At 60.8% G+C, this 22255-nt stretch carries 21 protein-coding genes and 1 riboswitch; of the genes, 6 read left to right on the plus strand and 15 right to left on the minus strand.

Annotation, left to right across the window (positions count from 1 at the left end; all coding sequences use genetic code 11):
* Positions 1-54 precede the first annotated feature (54 nt).
* The 3 genes from istB to B0G82_RS06550 all read right to left on the minus strand — a co-directional run bounded on the left by istB (position 55) and on the right by B0G82_RS06550 (position 3006).
* Positions 55-831 carry an IS21-like element helper ATPase IstB gene (istB, locus tag B0G82_RS06540; protein WP_121306549.1) on the minus strand — a complete coding sequence of 259 codons (777 nt, stop codon included), beginning with the start codon at positions 829-831 and terminating at the stop codon, positions 55-57.
* Entirely contained in the window at positions 821-2347 is a 1527-nt protein-coding gene (gene istA / locus B0G82_RS06545) for an IS21 family transposase (protein WP_121306548.1), read from the minus strand. Before istA ends, istB begins: the two co-directional genes overlap by 11 nt.
* Positions 2348-2718: 371 nt before the next feature.
* The gene (locus B0G82_RS06550) at positions 2719-3006 is read right to left on the minus strand and encodes a helix-turn-helix domain-containing protein (protein WP_121306994.1); all 288 of its coding nucleotides are present in this window, start codon (positions 3004-3006) and stop codon (positions 2719-2721) included.
* 632 nt (positions 3007-3638) lie between these two features.
* Here B0G82_RS06550 and B0G82_RS06555 point away from each other — a divergent pair.
* Positions 3639-4160, plus strand: a complete 522-nt coding sequence (locus B0G82_RS06555) for an outer membrane beta-barrel protein (RefSeq protein ID WP_121306995.1) — start codon at positions 3639-3641, stop codon at positions 4158-4160.
* Between the two features lie 95 nt (positions 4161-4255).
* Positions 4256-4431: riboswitch (yybP-ykoY riboswitch) on the plus strand.
* Between the two features lie 96 nt (positions 4432-4527).
* Complete coding sequence (locus tag B0G82_RS06560) at positions 4528-5538, plus strand: sodium:calcium antiporter (RefSeq protein WP_116143608.1); 1011 nt, start codon at positions 4528-4530, stop codon at positions 5536-5538.
* A 69-nt stretch (positions 5539-5607) separates the two neighbouring features.
* Here the strand turns inward: B0G82_RS06560 and B0G82_RS06565 are convergent, their stop codons facing one another.
* Positions 5608-6675 carry an HAD family hydrolase gene (locus tag B0G82_RS06565; protein ID WP_121306996.1) on the minus strand — a complete coding sequence of 356 codons (1068 nt, stop codon included), beginning with the start codon at positions 6673-6675 and terminating at the stop codon, positions 5608-5610.
* Between the two features lie 754 nt (positions 6676-7429).
* Between B0G82_RS06565 and B0G82_RS40000 the strand changes: the two genes are divergently transcribed.
* Positions 7430-7642: a hypothetical protein gene (locus B0G82_RS40000; protein WP_199730141.1), complete on the plus strand. Its 213-nt coding sequence runs from the start codon at positions 7430-7432 to the stop codon at positions 7640-7642.
* Entirely contained in the window at positions 7629-8603 is a 975-nt protein-coding gene (locus B0G82_RS06570; protein WP_241974503.1) for a transporter, read from the plus strand. Before B0G82_RS40000 ends, B0G82_RS06570 begins: the two co-directional genes overlap by 14 nt.
* Positions 8604-8770: 167 nt before the next feature.
* On the opposite strand, the gene B0G82_RS06575 is transcribed toward B0G82_RS06570, so the two are convergent.
* The 10 genes from B0G82_RS06575 to B0G82_RS06620 all read right to left on the minus strand — a co-directional run bounded on the left by B0G82_RS06575 (position 8771) and on the right by B0G82_RS06620 (position 19463).
* On the minus strand, positions 8771-9508 hold the full coding sequence (locus B0G82_RS06575) for a class I SAM-dependent methyltransferase (protein WP_121306998.1): 738 nt from the start codon (positions 9506-9508) through the stop codon (positions 8771-8773).
* A gap of 5 nt (positions 9509-9513) precedes the next feature.
* Positions 9514-10299 (minus strand): phytanoyl-CoA dioxygenase family protein, encoded by a 786-nt coding sequence (locus tag B0G82_RS06580; RefSeq protein WP_116118540.1) that lies wholly within the window; start codon positions 10297-10299, stop codon positions 9514-9516.
* Between the two features lie 33 nt (positions 10300-10332).
* The gene (locus B0G82_RS06585) at positions 10333-10857 is read right to left on the minus strand and encodes a GNAT family protein (protein ID WP_121306999.1); all 525 of its coding nucleotides are present in this window, start codon (positions 10855-10857) and stop codon (positions 10333-10335) included.
* The gene (locus tag B0G82_RS06590; protein WP_116143620.1) at positions 10854-11831 is read right to left on the minus strand and encodes a hypothetical protein; all 978 of its coding nucleotides are present in this window, start codon (positions 11829-11831) and stop codon (positions 10854-10856) included. Before B0G82_RS06590 ends, B0G82_RS06585 begins: the two co-directional genes overlap by 4 nt.
* Positions 11828-12526, minus strand: a complete 699-nt coding sequence (locus B0G82_RS06595; RefSeq protein WP_116143622.1) for a WbqC family protein — start codon at positions 12524-12526, stop codon at positions 11828-11830. The genes B0G82_RS06590 and B0G82_RS06595 overlap by 4 nt, the downstream gene beginning before the upstream one ends.
* A gap of 5 nt (positions 12527-12531) precedes the next feature.
* Positions 12532-13677: a dTDP-4-amino-4,6-dideoxy-D-glucose aminotransferase VioA gene (vioA, locus tag B0G82_RS06600; protein WP_116143624.1), complete on the minus strand. Its 1146-nt coding sequence runs from the start codon at positions 13675-13677 to the stop codon at positions 12532-12534.
* On the minus strand, positions 13674-16061 hold the full coding sequence (locus B0G82_RS06605; protein ID WP_116143626.1) for a tetratricopeptide repeat protein: 2388 nt from the start codon (positions 16059-16061) through the stop codon (positions 13674-13676). Before B0G82_RS06605 ends, vioA begins: the two co-directional genes overlap by 4 nt.
* Positions 16062-16324: 263 nt before the next feature.
* Complete coding sequence (gene fliT / locus B0G82_RS06610) at positions 16325-16639, minus strand: flagellar protein FliT (RefSeq protein WP_116143628.1); 315 nt, start codon at positions 16637-16639, stop codon at positions 16325-16327.
* 3 nt (positions 16640-16642) lie between these two features.
* Positions 16643-18160: a flagellar filament capping protein FliD gene (gene fliD / locus B0G82_RS06615; protein ID WP_121307000.1), complete on the minus strand. Its 1518-nt coding sequence runs from the start codon at positions 18158-18160 to the stop codon at positions 16643-16645.
* Between the two features lie 157 nt (positions 18161-18317).
* A complete protein-coding gene (locus tag B0G82_RS06620; RefSeq protein WP_116143632.1) occupies positions 18318-19463 on the minus strand; it encodes a flagellin in 1146 nt (381 codons plus the stop codon).
* A 267-nt stretch (positions 19464-19730) separates the two neighbouring features.
* Here B0G82_RS06620 and B0G82_RS06625 point away from each other — a divergent pair, with 267 nt between their 5' ends.
* The gene (locus B0G82_RS06625; RefSeq protein WP_121307001.1) at positions 19731-20672 is read left to right on the plus strand and encodes an aldo/keto reductase; all 942 of its coding nucleotides are present in this window, start codon (positions 19731-19733) and stop codon (positions 20670-20672) included.
* Positions 20673-21032: 360 nt separating this feature from the next.
* Positions 21033-21245 carry a 30S ribosomal protein S21 gene (gene rpsU / locus B0G82_RS06630; RefSeq protein WP_006050883.1) on the plus strand — a complete coding sequence of 71 codons (213 nt, stop codon included), beginning with the start codon at positions 21033-21035 and terminating at the stop codon, positions 21243-21245.
* Between the two features lie 211 nt (positions 21246-21456).
* On the opposite strand, the gene B0G82_RS06635 is transcribed toward rpsU, so the two are convergent.
* Positions 21457-21882, minus strand: a complete 426-nt coding sequence (locus B0G82_RS06635; protein ID WP_106284769.1) for a hypothetical protein — start codon at positions 21880-21882, stop codon at positions 21457-21459.
* Between the last annotated feature and the right edge of the window lie 373 nt (positions 21883-22255).

Raw genomic sequence — 22255 nt, forward strand, 5'->3', positions numbered from 1 at the left:
CCTGACCCACGATTTGCATTGAATTCTGACCCACCCGTTGGAGCAGCTTGCGGGTTATTCGGTGGGTATCTGGGTCTTCTTTCTCTCCTTCTTTGGTTGCGTCGTGCTGTTTCTGAAACGATAGCTATCGTTGCCTGTTTCTACAATGTGGCAGTGGTGCGTGAGCCGGTCGAGCAGCGCCGTCGTCATCTTTGCGTCGCCAAACACACTGGCCCATTCGGCGAAGCTCAGATTGGTGGTGATGATGATGCTGGTTCGTTCGTAGAGCTTGCTGAGCAGGTGGAACAGCAGCGCACCGCCGGTCTGGCTGAATGGCAGATAGCCGAGTTCATCCAGCACCACGAGGTCGGCATACACAAGTCGTGTTGCGAGCTGTCCGGGCTTGCCCACGAGCTTCTCCTGCTCAAGGGCATTGACCAGTTCGATGGTGGAGAAGAAGCGCACGCGGCGGCGATGATGCTCAAGCGCCTGCACTCCGATCGCGGTTGCCAGATGGGTCTTTCCAGTGCCCGGCCCACCCACCAGAACGATGTTGTGCGCCGAGTCGATGAACTCACACTCGTACAACTGACGCACCAGCGCTTCGTTGGCGTCGCTGCAGCTGAAATCGAAGCCGCCGATGTCGCGATACGCCGGGAAGCGTGCCGCCTTCATCTGGTACGCGAGCGAGCGCACTTCGCGCTCTGCGATTTCCGCCTTGAGCAACCCGGCAAGCACCAGCGAAGCTGACTTGTAGGCCGGCGAGTCCTGCGCGGCGAGCTCGCCTAACGCCTGTGCCATACCGTGCAGCTTGAGGGACTTGAGCATCTGCATCATGACGTCAGGCTGCATGATCGTCCTCCCGATTCCTCAGGCGGTCGTAGCGGCCCACGTTGGCCTGTGGCTCAACCTTCAGTGCGAAGGCCTGTGGCGTCTGCAGCGGCGGCACAGGCGGGCTGTCGAGCAGCCGGCTCAGGATGTTCAGCACCGTCTGCTTGTTCGGTGCGCCGGCCTCAAAGGCCAGCTCGACTGCAGTGAGCACCATCTGTTCATCGTGCAGCAGGACCAGCGCCAGAATCTCGACCATCTCCCGGTCGCCGCCGGGGCGCTTCATCAGCACGCCCTGCAGCTTGCGGAAGCCAGCTGGAAACTCGGCGAAGGGTGCACCGTTGCGAAGCGCTCCCGGTTTGCGCTGCAGGACTGCCAGGTAGTGACGCCAGTCGTAAATGGTTTCGCCGTGGTCATGGCTGCGGTTGATACAGCGCTCGTGCTCGGCAATCACCTGGCCTTCGGCGACGAACACGAGTCTGGCTGCGTAGACGCGCAGACTGATGGGCCGGTTGGCGAACGACGCCGGCACGCTGTAGCGGTTGCGCTCGAAGTTCACAAGGCAGGTCGGCGAGACGCGTTTGGTGTGTTCAACGAAACCATCGAACGGCTGGCCCACCGGCATCAGATGGGGACGCTCGGCGGACCACGCATCCCAGATCGTCGTGTCCTGCTCGGGGTGCCGCGTCTGCTGCCAGAGCAGCACGCACTGATCGGCCAGCCAGTCGTTCAACGCCGCCAGCGAGCCAAACGTCGGCACCTTCTGCCAGAGCCGGTGGCGACTGTCCTGGACGTTCTTCTCGATCTGCCCCTTCTCCCAGCCGGAGGCGACGTTGCAGAACTCGGCGTCAAACAGGTAGTGGCTTACCATCGCGCTGAACCGCGCGTTGACCTCGCGGACCTTGCCGGGGCGCACCCTGTCGACGGCGGTCTTCATGTTGTCGTAGATGCCGCGGCGCGGAATGCCGCCCCACGCTACGAACGCATGATGGTGCGCGTCGAACAGCATCTCGTGGGTCTGTAGTAGATAAGCCCTCAGGAAGAAGGCACGGCTGTGGCTGAGCTTGAGTTGCGCGACCTGCAGCTTGGTACGCTCGCCGTTGATGACGGCCCAGTCCTCGCTCCAGTCGAACTGGAACGCTTCGCCAGCGGCAAACCGGAGGGGAACGAACGTCCCGCGCCCGGTCGTATTTGCCTGCTCGTGCTGCTCCTGTCGCCAGCGCCGGGCAAACGCCGCAACACGGTCATAGGAGCCAGTAAAGCCCAGCACGCAGAGGTCCGCGTGAATCTGCTTGAGGGTTCTACGCTGTTTGCGGGGCCGCGTCGCCTCGGTCTTCAACCACCCAGCAAGCTTCGCAGCAAACCCGTCGAGCTTGCTGGGGCTGTGGCGTTCGGGATAGGCGGGCAGTACGGTGCCGGCCCGTATGTAACGCCTGACCGTGTTTCTGGACACGCCCAGCCGTTTGGCAATCTCGCGCAACGAGACATGATCGCGAAAGTGCCAGCGTCGGATGATGCTCAATATAGCCACGTCGATCACTCCGTTTCCCCTGCCCGTTGCCGAGCAGGTCAGTGTTCTACGTGGGTCAATATTCGATGCAAATTACTGCGCAGGCTGGGTCAGGATTCGGTGCAAATCAACAACCTGGACGGGCGCATCTGGGACTCACGCATGGCGTTTATCGATGCGTTCTGCTATGAGCGGTAGGCAAGAAACGGTGGCAGCGCGCAGTCCGACGGCGCCACCGATGAGTACCCGTGGTGGTCATGGCCCGTGCTGAAGGATGGCGCAAGAGCGTGTTCGGGCCTGGTACCGGACATATGACGTGTCGGACTCATACTCCGCCGCTGCGCGAGCCCCGTGAGCACGCAGCCAGAAGTTAAAGTCGTGTCGAATCCCAGGCGATTGTCCTACTGGCCTGCACGGGAGTGCTGAGCTTGACGGGTGGCGATTTGCTCAGCCTTGGTTGGGCGGCCCCGGCGGCGGCGCATGTGCGCCTGCTCTTTCGGAGCTGGTTCCTCGGTCGCAGAGAGTTGTTTTGCCAACCAAACTTCAACGTCACCCGGACGGAAGCGCAACAGTCGGCCGAGCTTGATGCATGTCGGCAAATCGCCGCCGTTCGAATGGCGGTTATAGATTGTTTGCTCGGCAAGACCGAGTGCGGCTGCAAGAGCCTTTGGAGTGAGAAGGTGTTCCACAGGTCACATGGCTATTCAAGCAGTCACATGACTGCACTGAGTATAGTTGAAAGTTACCGCCATCTTCCTGCAGCTACTTTCCGCGCGGCATGCTGCAATTTTGCTGCACACGCTGCAGTAAATCGCGGTAACATGCAGCAACTCAGGGTAAGGTAAGTCCTTGATTTTGCTGGGTCGAAACAGCAACTATACGCTTGCGCGAGGCCCTCCGAAGGCAGGGGTTGCTGGTTCGATCCCAGCCGGGCGCACCAAAAAAGAGTCGATCTCGCTCAAGGGCTTACGCAATATGCGCTAAGCCCTTTTGTTTTTACGGTCATGTCGTGTTCAGACGACTGCCGCCTAAGCTCCCACATTCCTGCAAGTAATCGTCCCTCGACGCCCTGCGTACGCTCGCATGCGCTTCGCAGAATAATCCTAGAAACATGCACTTTGTCTGTATTGAAATTAAGAATCGGACGTTTGAAGGTCTCCATGCGGACATTTCGCATTGCCCCACCCTATCCCCTTAATTAGCATGGTTTGCTCATGCAATTTCCATCGCATGAATACCCCGGAGCGGCATTTCGACATCGCTTCACTGATTAATAAAGGTGTGGCGATCAATCCGCGCGCCGATCGTTTTATTGCAGGTCATGTACAAAATAACCCGGCTGATCTTAACCGCATCGATCATGATGCTATCCAATCTCGTCCACGCGCAATCGGCGGCGCCTCAAACAGGTGCGAGCGAGTTTGCCGGTCCCTATGTGGGTTTCAAGTTGGGTGTGAATACCTCCGATGCCTCAGGCGTTGACAGTAAAGCATCGCACACCACGGTTTTTCCTGGTTTCACGGCGGGATATAACTTTGACGTCGACCGTTTCGTCGCAGGCGCCGAAGTTTTTGCCGATCTGCATCATGGCTCGACAACCTATAAAGACGGTGGAATCGATGCGAAATTCGGCATGCCGTTCAATCAGTTCATGCCCTATGTCCGTATTGGGTTGACAACGGATTGGCCGAACATCCGCCCTCATTGGGGTTTAGGCGTCGAATATAAATTCGCTAAGCACGTGAGTGCGGTGGGCGAATGGACAACCGACACCAGCAATCACGACGGCACCCGAAGAACGAATAACAGCCTCACAATCGGCGTGCAATATCACTTCAACTGACGTGCTGGATTCGCAACCGCGCGGCTAACCGATCGGGCTCGAACAACCGCCTTGCCCGCAACAAGGTTGTTGAAAGCGCCCCCTACCGTTAGAATCCCCCGGTCACTGGGGAGTAGCCTTCCTTCATGCCTTGAAGGAGAGCGCGTCAACATACTTGGCCTGCGGGTCATGGCGCGTTCGACCGGGTCGGTTTGGCGAGACCATTGACGCACTGCCTCGTTCTGGTCGGACGGGCGGCGGTGCGTCATTGGTTTGTCATCTACGTCCGGCCGCAGAGTTGCCCTGTGAAACATCGTCGCATCCAGCAAGTCTCCCCTCTCGTCCGTCCGCCGCGCCTCTACTTCTGCCTGTCCGCGGAGCGCCGCGCATGACGGGTCTCCTGTTCGAACTTGCCATCATGCTGGTCGTCATTCTGGTGGCGGCCGAGCTCTTCACCAATGCGCTCGAGCATCTGGGCGAACGCCTCAAGATTTCCGAAGGCGTGACGGGTTCACTATTCGCCGCCGTCGGCACGGCGTTGCCCGAGACGCTCGTACCGCTGCTCGCGATCGCCGGCGGCACGACCGATAACGTGGTCAACCAGGAAATCGGCGTCGGCGCGATTCTCGGTGCGCCGCTGATGCTCTCCACCCTCTCCACCTTCCTCATGACGCTCGCGATTCTCGGCTCACGCGGCGCGCGCGGCTGGGTCGCGCCGGAGCGTACGGGTTTCACGCGCGACCTCAACTATTTCCTGTGTGCGTTCGTGCTGGCCGCCGCGGCGATGTACGTGCCGCATGAGCAAATGATCGTACGCGCGCTCTTCAGCGTCGCACTGGTCGGCGTGTACGTCACCTACGTGGTGATGACCTTCCGTGCATCGAATGACCTGGTCGATGCCGGTCACGGCACTGAAGCGCCGGGCAAGATGTTGATCTCGCGCCTCGGCGTGCCGACCAACCTCGCGACCATCGTGGTGCAACTGGCGCTCGCCGTCGCGTTGCTGGTGTGGGGCGCGGAAGGCTTCATCCATGGTGTGCGCGGTGTCTCGCAGGCGCTCGGCGTGTCGCCGCTGCTGCTCTCGCTGCTGATCATTCCGATCGCGACCGAACTGCCCGAGAAGGTCAACAGCATTCTCTGGATTCGCCGCGGCAAGGACACGCTGGCGTTCGGCAACATCACCGGTGCGATGGTGTTTCAGGGCACCTTGCTGCCGGCAATCGGTATCCTGCTGACGCCGTGGGTGCCGCGTATCGAAGTGGTGACCGGCATCGTGATCACGCTGGCCGCCGCGGCGTGGCTGCGGATCAATGTGCGTGAGCGCGGCGTGCCGGTGTGGGCGTTACTGGTTTGCGGGGTGTTGTATGCAACTTATCTGGCGATCACGCTGAGCCGCTAGACGAGCCGTCGGCGACGTTCGAATCAGTCGCAGAAGGCCGCTTGGCCCACGGCCTTCTGAGTTTCAGGTTCAGTTCGGCCGGGCCGTTGTCGGCGCTGCGGTCGCTGCCGCGCCGTCCGGCTTGAACACGACTCTCCAGTCATCTTTCATATCGACGACAAGCCAGCCTTTCGCGCCGGCCTCGTCCAGACCTTTGTCGAGTTTGCCGCTCTTCGCCGTGCGGTCGTATGCGTGTTCGCGTTCCGCGTCCGTGTGATGCACGAGCGCGGCGAGGCGCGGGCCAGCGCCTGCCGAGGTCCATTCGAGCATTGGCACGTCGCCATCCGCGTTACCGAACGCGATCACCGGACGTCTGCCGATCACGCGCTCGATGGCGAGCGGTTTGGCCGAGCCGTCGACCAGCGTGTCGACTTGTGCGAGGCGCGTCAGCGAGACCGCACCGTTGCTCTGGCCATACCGATACTTAACGGTGCTGCCGATCACCTGCTCGGGCGGAATGCCGTACATGCGTTGGGCGACGTCGCGGGCGAACTCGGCGTCGCCGCCCGTCACCAGATAGGTCTTGAAGCCGTTCGCGCGCAGATAGGCGAGCAACTCGAGCATGGGCTGATAGGCGAGATCGGCGTAGGGCCGGTTGAAGTGCGGGTCAGCCGCGGAATCGAACCATTCGTGCACGAGTGCGGCGAACTGATCGCCCGTCATGCCGGCGTGGGCCGCCGCCAACACCCGCATCGAGCCGCTGTCGCCGGTTGCCGCCACATTCCTGAGATTGCCTTTGAGGATCGAGCGGAACGGCTCCTGACGCTTCCATTCCGGATGCCGTCCGGCCACCGTCTTCACACGTTGCAGCGCGAACACCAGTTGCACCGATGCGGGCTGCTCGGGCCACAGTGTGCCGTCGTTATCGAATACGGCGATCCGGTCGGCACGCGGGATGAAGTCCTTGGACTCGGGCGTAGTCACGAGCGTCACGAAGTCGACAATCGAGCGTTTGGTCTTCGTGTCGTTCCATGACGCCAACGCGGCGGCCGCCGATGCGCCGGCCTGCGACACCCCGTCCTGTCGCGGCGTCACGGAACAGGCAGAAAGAAGGACAACGGCGAAGGCGATGCAGTAGCGGTGCAGCGTGCGAATCATGAAAGCCTCATCGAAAACGGTGGGTCGAACTCAAGCGAGCGCCAGTCTAATGGGCCAAAGGGTTTATTGCAGCCGTTGTGGGATTTTTTCGACATTGAGGCTTGAGCTTGCCTCGGCAAAACACAATGCCGATTGAATAAGCGGGCAAGCCGGTCGCGACTGATCTGGCTTCTGCCGTGTTACAAAATTATCTCCGTGATTGCAGAAATCGTTGCTAGTATTCCTAACGATGCCAGCGTGGTGAATCTTCCCCTTTCCGCATGCTTCGTTTGATGCGGCGTCTCTCGTTTCAAGGACCGTTCATGCAAGCCCCGTACTCAGCTGCGCCACCTTTCCAGACTGTTCGAGTGATATAACGCGCTTCATTTGCGCGATGTGGCGTCCGGCCGCGTGTAGCTGCCCGAATTCGCAAACACGCGCGAAATCAATTGGGCTTGAATCGGCCACCCGAACGCCATTCCTTTGAAATGATTTTTCGTCGTGGAAAGGCGGGTGCACGCCTAGAAGAAATAACCATAAAACAAGGCTCGATAATGGGTTACCGTTGCGCGTTTCGGATGAGGACGTTAAACGCCGCTGCGTTCGCGTGGTCGCGGGTCTTGGCTCAGGCATCCGCCGCCGACGTCGATAAAGATAATCTCTCGCTCAATTTCGCCGTCCCATTCAATATCCATAACCACTACACGCCGAACGTGTTCGGCACCGTGCTCGACCACAACTGGATGTTCCCACGCCGCAGAGCGCTGAGGCGCGCATGGACGACCCGGACATCGATATGCACAGGAAGGCGGCGACGTGGGTGACGACGGCCGTGCTGGCGTCGGTCACACCGCCAATTGCGCGCGAAGCCTGGTGCCTGCGCACACGCGCGCAGTGTGGCTTGCGGACGCAGGCTGCCCAGATGCGGTGCCGGAAGAGTGAGAATGCCGAACATCCATTCGATGAGGACGATTATGAGTCAACCTAACTGTTTGTTCGCAGCCGGGCGGCTCGTTGCCGGATTGTGCAAAGGCGCGCTTCTGACCACCGTCGGTGTGAGCCTCTCCCAGAGTGCGTGGGCGACGGAAGGCGGCATAGGCCGTCCGATCACCGGCCAGCAGGTGACGCCGTACGGTGGCATCGTGCCGCCCACCAGCGACTGGATCGTGTCGGCCGCCACGATCTATTACGAAGGCTCGCTAAGCGCGAGCAAGTCGATTCCGATTGCCGGACAGGTCACGCAAGGCGTCAATGCGAAGGCCGAATACACGATCCTCGCCGCAGTCAAGACGTGGGGGATTACCATGGGCGGCTGGAACTTCGCGTCGTCGTTCGGGGTGCCGGTTCAGTACACCAACATCTCGTCGTTTCATGGTCGCTTGCCGAACGACCACGGCACCCAGTTCGCCGATTTCTTCTTTACGCCAGTCATTGCCGGCTATCACCTGACCAAGACCGACCACGTCGCGTTGAGCGTGCAGATCTACGCGCCGACCGGTGCGTACAACTCGAATCGGCTTGCCAATGCCGGACAGAACACGTGGACCTTCACGCCGACAATCGCCTATACGAAATTGCTGCCGAAGGAGAACATCGAACTGTCGTTGAATTACGGCCTCGAGTTCTATACGCCCAATAAGGACACCCACTATCACAACGCACCGGTCAGCGTGCTCGATCTGCTCGTGCTCAAGCGGTTCAGCAGCGGCTGGGGCGTCGGCGTCGTGGGCGGCTATATCCAGCAGATTGGCCATGACAGCGGCGGCATTGCGGATATTGTCGGTGGCGACCAGGGTCATTCCGTGGGGCTCGGGCCGATGATCACGTGGTCGGGCAAGGTGCAGAAAACCCCCATTTCGGCTGCGCTGCGCTGGGTCAACGAATTCAACACCAGCAATCGGCCGAAGGGTAACGCGGTGCAGTTGTCGGTTAATGCGACGTTTAAGTAACGTCGCGGCATGCGAGGTGTGAGGCGCTTACTTCCAGGCGAGCAAGAGGCGGGTTCGCGCGGCATTGCGGCTAACAAGGACACCAGGCGCGCTGGCGCGCGGAACAACGGCAGTGAGGATGCGAAGGGACATCCGTGGGCTGATCTTCGCAGCTGAACCGAAATCGATCAGCCGCCCGTGCCGCGCTCGCAGATCGCATATACGCTCGAGCACAAGTCGGGATAGACACGCCCGAGCTCAAAACAGCCATCCAGATACTCTCTGGATATGATGCCGGCCTGCAATGCCGCATCGATCTGGAAGTTGGCGAGGCCCTTGAAAAAGACCCCGCCTTCGGTGACCGGGCGAAGCTTTGCCGCACGCAGATCGGCTCGCAGCGTGTCGATTGAATACGTCACGCGATGACCGTGTGCGGCTTCAGCCGCCGTCACGGCCGCGTGATGGTCGATCAGCCCCATGTTGACTGCGATCTGCCGCGATCCGGCGCGCGCATTTGGCGCGGCCACGAACAGGCGGCCGCCTTTCGATAGCCAGTTGCCGATCCGGCTCAGGACTTCGACCGGATGATCGAGGTGTTCGAGCGTATGAATCAGGAAGATGTTGTCGTAGCGTTGCGCCGGTTCGAAAGTCTCGAACGTCGAGTGATGGAATTTGACAGCGCCTTTCGTCCTGTCCGACGCAACGGCAATGCAGTCTGCCGATGCCTCGACGACTTCCAGTGAATCGAAGCGCTGTGCCAGGAGTCGCGTGAAGTTACCTTCGAAGCATCCGAGTTCGAGCGCGTTGCCGCCGACGACGAACGGTACGAATGTCCGAAGCATGTATTCGTGCATCAGATAATCGAAGTCGTAAGCGTAGCGATGTTCGGGATGATCTTTCGCTTCCGCGTCGTAGTCTCTGTTCATGGTCGTCAATCCTGTCCACGTTGATAGAACCGCTGCTCAACCGGCACATAAAACTCGTCGAGCGACTCCGGCACCCGGGCGTTGAAGCCGAGCACCTGGCGCATCCATGCGTTGCAGCGGTCGAGATTGCGGTATCCGAATAGCCGCGCGTAGTCGAGCTGCGGCTTGAAGAAGGGGCTGGTGAACGTCAGTGTCAGCGCACGGCGCGGCGCATCGGTGGTATTGCGGCCGGTGGCGTGCCACATGCGGGAATCGAACAGCAGAACCGAACCGCGCTTTCCGGTCGCCCGCGCAGCCTGCGCGTAGAAATGCTCGTCGGTGGGCTGCTGCTGGAGATTCTGCGAGTGCGAAAGAATATGCGTCGCGCCATTGGCCAGCGTGAAATCGTCGAGCATCACCAATGCGTTCACCATGAAGCGCCGCGAGTCGGAGCCGAAACGGATATCGCGGTGCACGTTCTGCACGTAAGAGCGCGAGTCGCGCTCGTTGATCACGCCGCCGTACGAATTCAGAACGAAGTTGCCTTCGAAGTATTCTTTGAAAAGCGGCTCGAGCGCTGAGAATTGCGCCAGCAATTCGACGTAGCTCGGGTCATCCATCAGCAGATGATGCAAAGTGCCGGCGCTGTTTTCCAGCACGCCGTTGCGTCGCCTGATCTGGTCGCGCAACGCGAGCGAAGGACCGAGCGCCTTCACCAGCGAATCGAGCAATTCGGTGTGAATCAGTCCGGGGAGCACCGTCCATCCCGCCGTGGCGAGTTCGGTGTGGTGTCGAGCGTCAATCGTGTTCATGAATGGAGCGAGGTAACGGCAAAAGCAAAAGGCTCAGTGTCGATCGGCGGCCAGAATGGCCATCGGCATGACGTCGAGATAGCGGTCGCCTTTGAAGACGGCCTGGCGTAAAAGACCTTCGGCGCGAAAGCCCACTTTCTCGTAGAGCGCGATGGCGCGCGCATTTGACGCGAGCACGGTCAGCGAAATACGGTGGAGGTTGAGGTCGCCAAATGCGTGCTCGAGCGTCTGGCGCGTGGCGGCCTCGCCAATGCCCCGGCCGCGAGCCGTCTCGGCGCCGATCTGAATCGAGAACTCCGCGCAGCGGCTCACCCAGTCGATTCCTAGCAGATACGTCACGCCGACAACTTCCTGTGTAGACGCGAGGCACACGGCGAGACGCACGTTGTTCGTCCGGGAGCCGAGATAGCTATCGAACCATTTACTGTCGATCTCGGTGCCCACGTATCGGAAGGCGCCGCCCAAATGACTGACCAGCGTCTTGTCGGCGCGCCATGTGTTGATGGTCGACAGGTCGCCTCGTTCGATCTCGCGCAGGAATATCGTGTTGTCGCTCATGCGAGTCGGTCCAGTAGGTGTTGCACCATCGGCGCCAGATCGCTGTGCGTCAGCCGCTGATCGCAAGGAAGGCACAAGGTCGATTCGGGAAGCCTGCGCTCGAAGTCCGGTGCGCCTGCAGCGGTTGCGATATCCGGCCAGTAAGTGGGCGTATAGATGCGTTGCGCTCGAAGAACCTCGCGCATGCCGGGCGGCGCGCCGAAAAACGGGTAGCAGAGCGGCGCCGCATCTTCGTCGTAACGAAACGTGAAGCGGTTATAGCGCTGCAATTTATCGTGCAGATAGGCGAAATTTTCTGCTCGCCGTGCGCGGACGCTTTCGTAGTCGACGCCGGCGAGCAGCCGTTGCGTCAGTGCCGACATGCGCAACGGTTCCTGGTGCTTGAGGCTTTCTTCGGCCGCGGCGTAGTCGGAGTAACCTGCTTCCGCATCTTTCGCGAGCCTTGTCAGCAGATAGCCGCTGCGCAGCAACGAGGCATCGTCGACAGCTTCCGGCATTGCGATCGGCTGCCGTGTAACGAGGTATCCGCCATCCGGCACGCCAAGGAATTTGCGCGGCGAGTACAGCGTGGCGAGGCAATCCGCGGACCGCGCGAACAACGCCTGCGCATTGTCGATCACGACGCGTTCGCGTGGGAACCGGCTGAGCACATCGTCGACCTGTTGAGCGCACAAGCCGAAATAGTTGACGTAAACTAGCCACTCACCTTGTGCGATATCGACAGGCTGCACGCGCAATTCGGCGTCGAGCCGATAGCGTTTGAACGGCGTGCCGGTCATGCGCAGTGGCTCGATCATCGCGTCGCAAATGTACCAGGGCATCCAGACGGCAGTCGGCCGCACTGCCCGAAGCAGCGCAAGAAACGCCGCGCGCGACGACTGGAAACGCAACGCGTCGTCGTGAAGCGTCGCTCCTGCTCGTGGAAGTTCCAGTTCGAAATATCCGCCGATTGCGCGCGGCTCGCGCGGGATCATGCGTTCACCTCGACGCACAGCATATCTCTGACGCTGTTTTTGCTGTTGAACATCAGGACGTCGAGAATCGATAAGGCGGGGTGAAAAGTATCGTCAAACTGCGTATAGGGACACAGGTTCGGTTCAACGAAGGCGAGCTCCACGCCGCGCGTCAAGAATGCCGCACTATCGTAAAGTGCGCGGCCACCCGGCAGATTCACATAGGTGCTCGCGTGCTCTCTCGCGCAGATATCGATGACCCGCTCGGCACCTTTGAGTTGCGCATTGCCGTACTTCGTCGAAGACGGGACGAATTCTGTATCGATCTCGAGGTACTTGCAAATTTCCATGACAGTGTGCGACGCGAGCTGCGAAACAGGTGCGAGAGGCTCTGCCAGAATCCGCCCGACCAACGCGCTGACCTGCGCGTAGTGAGGCGCTTTGGCATACGCATGCCGAATCGATTCCAGCAGCTTGCGCAGCCAGCGCTCGCGCGGTTCGACCAGTACCTCGTTGATCTTTAACGAAGGACTCGCACCGCGGAGCGGCACGGTGAGATAACGCACCTGGTCGCCCAGCAACATCCGGTTGCGGTTGATCCAGCCATTCTTGATGAAGTTCACGTCGTCGTAAAAGACGAACTTGTCGACTGCCGCCGCCAGCTGGAAATATCCGATGTACGGAAACAGGTAGGGCTGCATGATCGCGAGCTTCATGACGTTCAGCTACCCGCGATGATCCCGACGATGCGGTCGAGCATGTCGTCCGTCAGTGCCGGGAAGATCGGCAGACACAGTATCTTCTGTGAAGCGGCGTGCGCGACCGGCAGGTTTTCCGGGCGTGCGGAAGGCAGGCCGCGATAAATCGGAAAGTCCGAGATCAGCGGATAGAAATAGCGGCGCGCGTAAATGTTCGCGTCGCGGAACTTCTGATACAGCACGTCGCGGCTGATTGGGTACTCCGGGCCGACGAGAATCGGAAAATACGAGTGGTTCGCCACTTTCTCGCCCCCTTTCGGCACGCAGCTGATACCGGGCACGTCGCGCAACCGTTCGCGGTAGAGCGCATCGATCCGCGCGCGCCGTGCCAGCGCTTCATCAATGTGCTGCAATTGCAGCAAGCCGAATGCCGCGTTGATCTCGCTCATCTTGCCGTTGATGCCTGACGCCACCACGGTCACTTCATCCACGAAACCGAAGTTCTTCAGATGGTCGATGCGCTGCTTTGTCTTGGCGTCCTGACAGATGATCGCGCCGCCTTCGAACGTGTTGAAGACCTTGGTCGCGTGGAAGCTCAGAACGGCGAGGTCGCCGTGCTCGAGCACGCTGCCGGTTTCGGTCTGCACGCCGAAAGCATGGGCCGCGTCGTAGATCACCTTCAGATTGTAGTTGTCGGCGATCTTCTGAATCGCGTCGACGTCGCACGGCTTGCCGTAGCAATGCACCGGCATGATCGCGGTGGTCTGCGGCGTGATCGCTGCCTCGATCTTCGCAGGGTCGAGATTCAGCGTGTGCGGATCGACGTCGACGAATACCGGCTTGATACCGTTCCAGACCAGCGAGTGCGCGGTGGCAACGAACGAATAGGGCGTGGTGATCACTTCGCCGGTCACGCGCAACGCCTGCAGCGCGGTGAGCAGCGCCAGCGTGCCGTTGGTGAACAGCGCAAGATGCTTGACGCCGAGATACTTGCACAGCGCCGCTTCGAACTGCTGGTGAAACGGGCCGGCATTGGTCAGGATCTTGCTGTCCCAGATCTGTTGAAGATAGGGAATGAAGTCTTCGAGCGGCGGGAGATGCGGCTGGGTAACGTAAATGCGCTCGTCGATCTGCGGCGCGACGGCCCCAAGTGGTAAGGCTGCATTCATTTGTTTTCCTCTGATCTGGACGGAGCGGCGGTGTCGACCGTGGCGGCAACGGCTTCTTCCGCCGTGACTTCGAATGCGACGGGCGGCTGATCGTCACACCAGCGTTGCCACATGATTCTCAACGCGCGCGACAAACCGGCAGCGACCACTTCAGGCCGGAATGCCGCCGACGCCATGCAGCGCTCGCGCAAGCCCGTACGCAGCGCGGCGAGCGTGGCGATATCGGAGGACAACGCGACGCCCTTGGTGACGAAATCCGCCTTGTCCGTGGCGAGAAACTGTTCCAGCCCGACATGCGACATCCAGGTGGTGCCGGCGCGGCTGGGCAACGTGTCGCCTGCAATCGTCAAGGTCGGCACGCCCATCCACAATGAGTTCAGCACAGTGGTCGAGCCCGTGTACGGGAACGTGTCGAGGCAGATGTCGACGTGAAAATGCTGTTGCAGGTAGACCGGAATGCTCGAACGGCGGCGGAACAGCAGGCGCTCGCGCGAGATGCCTGCGTCGGCAAACCAGTCAATCAGAAGCTGCTCATCCTCGTCGGTTGCAATCGCGCCCAGCAACATTCGCGACGACGGTTGTGCGTGCAGCAATTGCGCCCAGAGAGCGATCACATCGGGGCGCAATTTGTTGAGGCGGTTGAAGCTGCCGAATGTCACATAGCCGTTGTGCATGGCCGGCAGAATATTGACCGGCGGCGCGCTTTCTTCCGGCAGGAAGGGCGCATTCGCCGGCAAATGCACGATCTTTTCGGAGAACATTTGCTCCGCCGGGCCGAACGGCACGCCGAACCGGTCCACGAGGTAATAGTCCATCGCACTTAGCCCGGTCGTGGCAGGGTAGCCGAGCCAGCTGACCTGGATCGGCGCGGGCCTGCGCGCGAACGTGAGAAGGCGGTTGCGGCCCGTATGGCCGGACAGGTCGAACAGAATGTCGATTCTGTCTTCGCGAATCCGGTTCGCCAACTGCGCGTCCGGCATGCCGGTGACCTGGTGCCACTCATGGGCGCATTTGCGCAGCAGATGGGTGTAGTCGTCTACCGCAATGTGGTTGTTGTACACATGCAGTGAGACACCGGGATCGGTCGCGAGGCGCTCCATGATCGGCAGCAGATAAGAGGCAACCGCGTGACGGAACAAGTCGCCGGAAACGAGGCCGATTTTCAGCTTGCGATTCGGCGTGCGCTTGTTCACATGACGCGGCCATTGCGCGCGCACTGGCGCTTCGTGCTGTTGAGCGAATTTGAGGTGTTCGGCGAACAGCGTGTCCTGCTTGACTGCGGGATTGTGAGTGAGCGAAAACAGATAATTGTCCGCTGCGATCGCATCTTTCGGGTCCTTCTCCAGCGCGACGCGAAAGCTTTTTTCAGCCTCGCTCACCATGCCCAGATCGAGCAGCAGCACGCCCAGCGTGTTGTGCATGCCGGACGTGTCCGGCGCCAGTTCGATTGCGCGCCGCGCGGCTGCCAGACCCTCGGCCACGCGTCCCTGGTGAACCAGCGACATGCCGTAGATTCGTTGCGCTTCGGCGTACGCCGGATTGATCGCGATGATCGCGCGGCAGACTTCTTCGGCATCCTTGTGCAGGCCTTTCAGGCGCAGCGTATCCGCGAGTACAGTGCGGCTTTCCAGTTCCTCCGGCAGCAGTTCGGCAGCTTTGCGCAAGGGAATGAGCGCGTCGTCGTACCGGCCTAGACGATGCAGTGCAATGCCGAGCCAGCGCCACGCGTTACCGTCGGCGGGAAACCGCTGGGTGAACGTTCGCGCCAGTTTGACGGCGTCGGCGATTTGGCCTTTGTTGTACAGCGACGTGAATCGCGTCGTTTCCTGTTGGCTCACGCGCCGTCCGGCCGCGATTGTGGATTTACCGGTTTCGGCCGCTGTATTTGCCGCGCCGGTATCTGTCTCGACAGCGGCGCTGCCGCCGGCCTGCGAGTTCTGTACTGCCACAGGCTGCGTCGCGATGACCTTGCCGGGATTGGCCATTCGTACGATCAGGCCGTCTACCGCCGGACCCTTCAGACCCTGCTTCTGGCCCATTTCCAGTGCAAGCCACGCAGCGGCGCTTTCACCGGCGTCGATCAACGCACTGACATATGCCGCCCAATACTGGCCGTTATGCGGCTGTTGGCCCAGCGCTAACTCGAACACAGGCACGGCGTTTTCTGGGCGGCCGGTTTGACCGAGCAACACACCTAGGTCATACAGGGCATCCGCGTGCTGCGGCTTTGCATCGAGGATCGCCCGGTAGAGCGCTTCGGCGTCCTCGAATTCGCCCTTGTGGTGATGGTCGAGCGCCGTTTGCAACACAAGCGCAATGTCCTGCTCGAGTTGTTGTTCGGGCGTCAGGGGTTCAGCAGGCGGCTGCTCGTACAGGAGAGTCATGGTCTCGGCGCAAAATGTTCTATGGAGGAAATTGTGCGACGAGGCCGGTCTTTCCGATGCGCGGAGATGACGGTAAAAAGGCCGCCTGTTTAGCGTATGGAGGAAGGGGCCGGAAAGCCGAAAGGCAAGAAAAAAGCCCGCACGAGGCGGGCCGAGGGAACGAGCGCGCCTCACTTCGGCACGTAGTTCTTATTATTGGGTCGGCCGGCTGAACCGGCTTTCCGGGAACGGATGCCGCCTTGCGCGGCTCCGCTCCGGGTTTTTTACAGGCGGGCCATCCGCTGATATTCGCCGGCGGCCTTGGTGCGTCCGATCGCCGCTTCGAACTCGAAATGCAGTTCGTTCTGGGTGACTGCCGCGTCCGCGAGGAGCGCCGCGTCGATCGTCTGGATCTGGCGGATCATGTCTAGCGCCGCCGGTTCCTGATCCGCGGTGAGCGACATCAGCAGCGGCGAACGCGTTTCGGTCAGGCGGGCGGCTTCCGGCCAGTCCGCCAGCGAGGCGGCCTGCTCGATTTGCCGCGTGATCGAAAGCACACGTTCGACCAATTCCATCTGGTTCAGGTTGTGCGCGGTCATGGCTTAGCCCTTGTTCGTGGCCAGCGCGCCTGCGCTGTTGGTGCCGCCGAACAGCGCGGTCAGGTATTGCGAATTGTTGTTCATGGTCGCCATCAACGTGTTCAGGGCGGTGAACTGCGCCTGATACTGGTTCGTCAATTGTGTCGTGTAGTCGGCGAGCGCGGTTTGTTGCGTGGTGATGCTCTTCAGGTCGGCGTTCAGCGCGCTGTTGCGCGTATCAATGATGCCGCCGGTCTGCGTGAAGGTGGTGATGCTGGCGTTCAACTGCTCGGCGATGCCGTTGGTCGAGTTGAAGAGCGATGCGACCGTGGCCGGGCTGCTGGTCAGCGCCGTGTTCAGCGCGTTGTTGTCGACCACCATCGTGCCGTCGGCCGGATCGTCCTTCAGCGTGATGCCGATCGCCGCCAGCGTGGTGCCGGTGCTGCCCGAGCCGACCGCGCCGCCGATGATGTTGGCCAGCGTGTTCTTGATGGTCTGCAGCGTGGAGTCGCCCAGCAGCGGGCCTTGCGACGTCGAGCCGGCGCTGAACGAAGTGAGCGTGGACATCGTCGTGACGACGGTGTTGTACAGGCTCACGAAATTGTTGATCGCGGTGTTCTGTGCGGTGGTGTCCTGCGCGATGGTCAGCGTCTGCGGGGTGCCTGCGGGCGTGCCGACCGCCGCCGCCGTCAGGTTGATCGTCACGCCTGAAATGGCGCCCGTCACCGCGTTGCTCGCGCTGCTGCCCGCGATTCCGCCGATCGTGTACTCCGCGTCTTGCGCGTAGCCGCTCTGCGTCCACGCGCTGCTCGAATTAGCCGACGTTATTGTCGACTGGCCGCCCGTGGTGCTTGCCGTCGACGTCACGCCGAGGCTCGACAGGCCGGTGTCGCTCGTGATGTTGCTGGTCGAAACATTGATGACATTGGCCGCCCCCGTGTTCGCCGCGCGCAGCACGAGGTGGGCACCGTCCGTGCCGGTGACGATGGTTGCTGTGACGCCGGGGTTGCTGCTGCTCGCGTTGATCGCCGACGCGATGCCCGAGAGTGTGTTGTTGGTGCTGTCGACGTTGATATCCATCGACTTGCCGTTCATCGAAATCGACAACGTGCCGGTGCCCAGTTGCGTCGTGGAGCCGAAGGCCGCCGACGACAAGGCTTGCGAGCTGGCGATCTGCGTGACGGCGATCGAATAACTGCCGGCCACGGCGCCGACGCCGGCTGTCGCGGTCAACCCGGTGCCGCTCGCGGTTGCCGCGAATGTTGCCAGCGTGTTGCCGTTGGCGAGATTCGTGATGCCCGACTGCAATGCGCTGAGCGCGGAGCTTAGGGCGCCGTACGCCGACAGCGTGGTGCTGTCGGTGGTTTGTCGTGCCGCCAGAGCCGAAGTTTGCCCGGCGACCTTCGCGTTCACGAGTGCCGTGACGAGCGTCGACACGTCCATCGACGAATTGCCCGTCGAGCCGCTGATGATCGATTGAGCAGCCGACTGCAGCGCGGCGTTGGCGCTAGCTGTAGAAGACGAGGTTGAGATCGAGGACATGCAGAGGCTCCGGGCGTCTGGAAATCTGTATTAGGTGGTGCGCGATGCTACATCACTATGTGATCGAAATGCACAGCGGGAGGCATGCCTCCCGTCGTTTCAAACCCGGCGATGCGCCCCGCTTACGCGCGACGCATCGCCGTTACCGCATCAGCTCTTACTGCAGGAGCTTCAGAACTTGCTGCGGGTTCGAGTTAGCTTGCGCCAACACCGAGATACCAGCTTGTTGCAGCACTTGCGCCTTGCTCAGGTTCGCCGTTTCTTGTGCGAAGTTGGCGTCCGTGATTTGCGATTGTGCCGACGACAGGTCGGTCGACTCCGCTTGCTGCGACGTCGCGATTGCGGTGAAGCGGTTTTGCGCGGCGCCCAGTGCGGCTTGCAGCGTGTTGACCGTCTGCAATGCGTTGTCGATCGAGACCATCGCTTCGTTCGCGCCCGTGACCGTGCTGATGTCGAGGCCCGAAACCGTCGGCGGCGCGTTGATCGCGTTGATCTGATTGACTGCGGCGATGGCGGCACCGGAAGCTGCGCCGGTCGTCGGCAGAGCTGCCGTGCTGATGGCGAGGCTGGTGATGGCCGTGCCGGAGCCCGCGCCCGTGCCTGCGCTGAAGATTGCGCTTGCAACGCCCGCCGTGATGGCAGTGTTGTTCTGGTCCGTGAAGGTGTAGCCGCCCTTGCCGTCCGACAGAACGTTGACCGACGTGATCGTCGCGCCGGTGCTGGTGTATGCGCCGGCTGCGTCCAGGCTGACCGCGATCGTGCCAACCGTTTGACCCGTTTGCACCAGACCGCCACCGATCTTCGCTGCCGACATCGATTGGCTCAGGTCCAGGCTGATCGTCTGACCGACGTTTGCGCCGACCTGGAACGACACGCTGCCTGCCGAGCCGTCCAGAATGTTCGTGCCGTTGTATGTCGTTTGCGATGCGATACGGTTCACTTCAGCGATCTGCGCCGAAACTTCCTTCTGCAGCGCTGCCTGGTCGCTCGACGACAGCGAACCGGTCGATGCTTGCACCGCCAGCTGACGGATACGTTGCAGGCTGGAGGTCAGCGAGGACAGTGCGCTCGATGCGGTTTGAATCATCGACACGCCGTCATTCGCATTCGACACGCCCTGGTTCAGGCCGTTGATCTGCGTTTGCATACGCGTCGAGATTGCCAGGCCTGCTGCATCGTCAGCCGCGCTGTTGATGCGCTTGCCCGACGACAGGCGGGTGATGGCTTGCGAAAGGGCGCTTTGCGAGCCATTAAGGTTTTGCTGTGCAACCAGCGAGTTGATGTTGCTATTGATTCCGAGCATGGAAAATCTCCTAAATAAGCCTTGAGCCCAATACGCCACGTTGGCATCGGCGGAAGCACTCGTTCATTGCTGGCCGCCTCAGTGAAGGTTGACGGCCCCACTAAAAAAAACTTGAGGGACTTATGCAATGACGGACCTAACGCTTTCCACGCCGGGCATATTGCAATGTGGCTCAAAGCCCCTTGCAGCCTTATTCGGCAGATGCGCTGCAGGTATTGAAAAGACGGCGTATTCTCGTTTTCTCTTGTGACAAACCCTGGAGAAATCATGCAAAAGCGCAGGATTGGGCGTTCGGAATTACAGGTCGCGCCGCTTATGTTCGGCGGCAATGTTTTCGGCTGGACCGCCGATGAAGCCACCTCGTTTTCGATTCTGGATGCGTTTGTCGACGCCGGTCTCGACTTTATCGATACCGCCGATGTCTATTCCGCATGGGTGCCCGGCAACCAGGGCGGCGAATCGGAAACGATCATCGGCAAGTGGTTCCGCCAGAGCGGCAAGCGCGACAAGATCGTGCTCGCTACCAAGGTCTCGAAGCATCCGCAGCGCAAAGGGTTGTCGGTGGCCAACATACAGGCGGCCGTCGAGGATTCGCTGCGGCGCTTGCAGACCGACTACATCGACGTCTACTTTTCTCACGACGACGACACCGAAACGCCGCTCGCCGAAACACTGGGCGCGTATCAGAAGCTGATCGAGGCGGGCAAGGTGCGGGTGATCGGCGCGTCGAACTACAGCGGCGCGCGGGTGGAAGAAGCGCTGGCCGTATCCCGGCAGCACGGCCTGCCCGAATACCAGGTGCTGCAACCGGAGTACAACCTGTATGATCGCGCCGAATATGAGCGCGACATCGAACCGGTGGCGCTCGCCAACCAGCTCGGCGTGGTGGTGTACTACAGTCTGGCGAGCGGCTTTCTGTCCGGGAAATACCGTTCGCAGGCGGATCTGGCCGATAAGGCGCGCGGCAGCCGGGTCGAAAAGTATCTGAATGATCGCGGTTTGCGAATTCTCGACGCGCTGGATCGGGTCGCGGACGCTCATGGCAGCACACCGGCCACCGTCGCTCTGGCTTGGTTGATCGCGCGACCCAGTGTTACGGCCCCGATTGCCAGCGCGACTTCTGTCGAGCAACTCAAAAGCCTCGCGGCCGCTGTGCATCTGATGCTCACGGGCGCCGATATCCGTGAACTGGACGAAGCGAGCGCCTGAGCATGCAATAGGCGACCTGGCGCAATCCCTAAACCCCTGGTAGGATGGAGAGTTTCCTGATATCATCGGGAGTGAATTGAGATCTTTGCCTGTTTCGTCAAAGCTTTTTATTGATGAAAGGTTGGCGAAACAGCAGCAGACGCGGCTTTTGCATTATGTCTGTCCGCGTTCCGCGGTGAACTCCCCACCTCTCTTTTCCGGCCTCCGTGGCCGCTTTGCCTCCGTTTCATTCGTGGTTTGGCCGGGTTCTGCCCGCGTTTGCCTGTTACTGGCCATGAACTGAAACGACCGGAGGGCCGGCGCGTGAGCGGTATGCCGCCACGCAATTTACCCCTATCAAGTGATTGAGTTAGGAATTAAATGACGACGATTCTTCTGAAAGAAAACGAGCCGTTCGAAGTGGCGATTCGCCGCTTTCGTCGCGCAATCGAAAAGAATGGCCTGATCGCTGAACTGCGTGAGCGTCAATCGTACGAAAAGCCGACCACGGCACGTAAGCGCAAGAAGGCTGCTGCTGTGAAGCGCCTGCACAAGCGCCTGCGCAGCCAGATGCTGCCGAAAAAGCTGCACTAAGCACGCGTTTTCCGCACGGCCGAACGGCGGTGTGAGCTTCGAAAGAAGCCACATCGCCGTTTTGCTTTTTGGGCGTCAAATGGAGCGCTCAGTCTGGAATGGGCGAAGGCGGCCTTGGTGACTCGGGAGCTCGGGTTTGCGGAACCGTTGCCGGTGCGCCGCGACAACGCAGCGTGGCGCCGCTGCGGCATCCAAGCGGGTTTTTTTCTGCCTACGCCGCGCTTTTCAGCCGGTCAGCGGACAAGCCAAACTGACGGGCGATCGAGGCCAGGCGTTCCAGCCATTCCCAAGTGCCGAATACGTCGTGCACGTTTTGCAGGCAACTGAGCAGGTCGACGGTGGCCGCGTCGTACACGTTGATGCGCGAGCGCAGCAGCGCCTTCTTCAGTGCGGACACGCCGACGTCCATATATGCAGGCATCTCCGCAGGCGTTTTGCCGATGAAGCGCACCGGAATGCCTTCCATCGCGGTCATGTAGTCGCGCGGTTTGATGAAGCTGCCGACCGGGCAGCCGCCACAGTAGCCGCGATAAGCGCCGCCGCCTCGCGGCAGTAGCGCGGCGCGCTTCTGGCCCAACAAATGATCCACGGCCTGGTCGAAAATCTCCTGATGCGTCAGGAAGCTAAGAGTTTTCATGGTTGGTCTCCCACGCGTTACGCAGCGGTTATTCGTTGTTCGAGCGCATGACTTGCAGTATCGAGCGTGCTCCATTCGGCGAACGCCGGACTAGCGTGACGAAAAGGCGCCAATTCCCGGTTTGGCTCGTCTTGCGCGATGCACTCCATGCCGCAGGTTTCGCCGTCTGCCGCAGCCGCAACTCATAACCGTATAACGACCGACATGCCCGGAACGCGCAGCAGGGCTTTACCGGATGGGCGCATCGCGCCGAACCCGGCGTCGTGAGTTGTCGTGTTCGCGTGCTCCAGGCCTTGCGCCGCGAGGTGCTGGCCGGGCACGCGGCGTAACGCCTGGGAGTTTCCCTGAGCCGCCGTCCTTTGTTAGAACAGCG

Origin of the sequence: Paraburkholderia sp. BL17N1, from assembly GCF_003634175.1 — a bacterium.
Classification (GTDB): Bacteria; Pseudomonadota; Gammaproteobacteria; order Burkholderiales; family Burkholderiaceae; genus Paraburkholderia.

Excerpts from the sequence above, each read along its gene's own strand:
- istB (WP_121306549.1), bottom strand. The coding sequence starts at position 831 with ATGCAGCCTGACGTCATGATGCAGATGCTCAAGTCCCTCAAGCTGCAC.
- B0G82_RS06555 (WP_121306995.1), top strand. The coding sequence starts at position 3,639 with ATGTACAAAATAACCCGGCTGATCTTAACCGCATCGATCATGATGCTA.
- B0G82_RS06560 (WP_116143608.1), top strand. The coding sequence starts at position 4,528 with ATGACGGGTCTCCTGTTCGAACTTGCCATCATGCTGGTCGTCATTCTG.
- B0G82_RS06565 (WP_121306996.1), bottom strand. The coding sequence starts at position 6,675 with ATGATTCGCACGCTGCACCGCTACTGCATCGCCTTCGCCGTTGTCCTT.
- B0G82_RS40000 (WP_199730141.1), top strand. The coding sequence starts at position 7,430 with ATGGACGACCCGGACATCGATATGCACAGGAAGGCGGCGACGTGGGTG.
- B0G82_RS06570 (WP_241974503.1), top strand. The coding sequence starts at position 7,629 with ATGAGTCAACCTAACTGTTTGTTCGCAGCCGGGCGGCTCGTTGCCGGA.
- B0G82_RS06575 (WP_121306998.1), bottom strand. The coding sequence starts at position 9,508 with ATGAACAGAGACTACGACGCGGAAGCGAAAGATCATCCCGAACATCGC.
- B0G82_RS06580 (WP_116118540.1), bottom strand. The coding sequence starts at position 10,299 with ATGAACACGATTGACGCTCGACACCACACCGAACTCGCCACGGCGGGA.
- B0G82_RS06585 (WP_121306999.1), bottom strand. The coding sequence starts at position 10,857 with ATGAGCGACAACACGATATTCCTGCGCGAGATCGAACGAGGCGACCTG.
- B0G82_RS06590 (WP_116143620.1), bottom strand. The coding sequence starts at position 11,831 with ATGATCCCGCGCGAGCCGCGCGCAATCGGCGGATATTTCGAACTGGAA.
- B0G82_RS06595 (WP_116143622.1), bottom strand. The coding sequence starts at position 12,526 with ATGAAGCTCGCGATCATGCAGCCCTACCTGTTTCCGTACATCGGATAT.
- vioA (WP_116143624.1), bottom strand. The coding sequence starts at position 13,677 with ATGAATGCAGCCTTACCACTTGGGGCCGTCGCGCCGCAGATCGACGAG.
- B0G82_RS06605 (WP_116143626.1), bottom strand. The coding sequence starts at position 16,061 with ATGACTCTCCTGTACGAGCAGCCGCCTGCTGAACCCCTGACGCCCGAA.
- fliT (WP_116143628.1), bottom strand. The coding sequence starts at position 16,639 with ATGACCGCGCACAACCTGAACCAGATGGAATTGGTCGAACGTGTGCTT.
- fliD (WP_121307000.1), bottom strand. The coding sequence starts at position 18,160 with ATGTCCTCGATCTCAACCTCGTCTTCTACAGCTAGCGCCAACGCCGCG.
- B0G82_RS06620 (WP_116143632.1), bottom strand. The coding sequence starts at position 19,463 with ATGCTCGGAATCAATAGCAACATCAACTCGCTGGTTGCACAGCAAAAC.
- B0G82_RS06625 (WP_121307001.1), top strand. The coding sequence starts at position 19,731 with ATGCAAAAGCGCAGGATTGGGCGTTCGGAATTACAGGTCGCGCCGCTT.
- rpsU (WP_006050883.1), top strand. The coding sequence starts at position 21,033 with ATGACGACGATTCTTCTGAAAGAAAACGAGCCGTTCGAAGTGGCGATT.
- B0G82_RS06635 (WP_106284769.1), bottom strand. The coding sequence starts at position 21,882 with ATGAAAACTCTTAGCTTCCTGACGCATCAGGAGATTTTCGACCAGGCC.